This is a genomic window from Acinetobacter lwoffii (assembly GCF_024129685.1).
Taxonomy (GTDB): domain Bacteria; phylum Pseudomonadota; class Gammaproteobacteria; order Pseudomonadales; family Moraxellaceae; genus Acinetobacter; species Acinetobacter lwoffii_X.
Genome location: NZ_JAMXXL010000078.1, coordinates 1 through 1038, shown reverse-complemented (window position 1 = coordinate 1038; position 1038 = coordinate 1). Strand labels below are relative to the sequence as shown.

At 39.5% G+C, this 1038-nt stretch carries 1 protein-coding gene; it reads left to right on the top strand.

The features are described from left to right. Positions 1 to 54: 54 nt before the first annotated feature. Complete coding sequence (locus NI464_RS15740; RefSeq protein ID WP_253139533.1) at positions 55 to 987, top strand: IS5-like element ISAlw1 family transposase; 933 nt, start codon at positions 55 to 57, stop codon at positions 985 to 987. The last annotated feature ends 51 nt before the right edge of the window (positions 988 to 1038 follow it).

Below are 1038 nucleotides of genomic sequence, written 5' to 3'. Positions count from 1 at the left end.
GGCTTTGTTGCACAAAGCTGTTCGTAAGGTCTAATTCAGCAATATAATTTCCGAATGAAGAAGCCTCCACCTAATATCTACCGTACAATCAACTGGTCCGAATACAATCAAGCCTTAATTAATCGAGGAAACATTTCGATTTGGTTTGATCCCAAGACTCAATGGTACGCTCAACCCAAAGGTAAACATGGTCGAAATCAAACTTATTCAGATACAGCCATCCAATGCTGTTTAATGATTAAATCCTTATTTCGACTCTCTTTACGTATGGTCACTGGCTTTGTGAAAAGTCTCATTAAGCTTTGTGGTTTAGATTGGACAGCGCCAGATTATTCCACCATTTGCAGAAGACAAAAGCATATTGATCTTGTAATTGGCTATCAAAAAAGTAGTGATGGACTACATCTACTTGTCGACTCTACTGGTTTAAAGTTTTTAGGTGAAGGTGAATGGAAACGCAAGAAACATCAGCCTGAATATCGTCGCCAATGGCGAAAACTTCATATCGGTATAGATGCTGAAACCCTACAAATACGATCAGTTCAACTCACGACCAACAATGTGAGTGATTCGCAAGTCCTAGGTGATTTACTAAATCAAATCCCATTGGATGAACAGATTGATTCAGTCTATACAGATGGGGCTTATGACACAAAACAATGCCGTCAGGTCATTGCAGATCGGCAAGCGCATGCAGTGATTCCACCTAGGAAAAATGCGAGACCTTGGAAAGATACAAAAGTTCATTCGCGAGAGCGAAATGAATTACTTCGAACAGTTAAGCATTTAGGAAGAATAATATGGAAAAAATGGTCAGGTTACCATCGGCGCAGTTTGGTTGAAACCAAGATGCATTGCATCAAATTATTGGGGGATAAACTCAGTGCGAGAAACTTTCAAAGCCAAGTCAATGAGATTCATGCACGTGTGGCAGTATTAAATAAATTTACGGAATTAGGCCGACCTCATACCCGAGTTGTGTCTTAAATTTGACTAGCTCAGAGTAGCTTTAATTTTAAATCTTTGTGCAACAAAGCC

What these genes read in the sequence shown, in the direction of transcription:
- NI464_RS15740 (WP_253139533.1), top strand. Translation starts at nt 55, where the DNA reads ATGAAGAAGCCTCCACCTAATATCTACCGTACAATCAACTGGTCCGAA.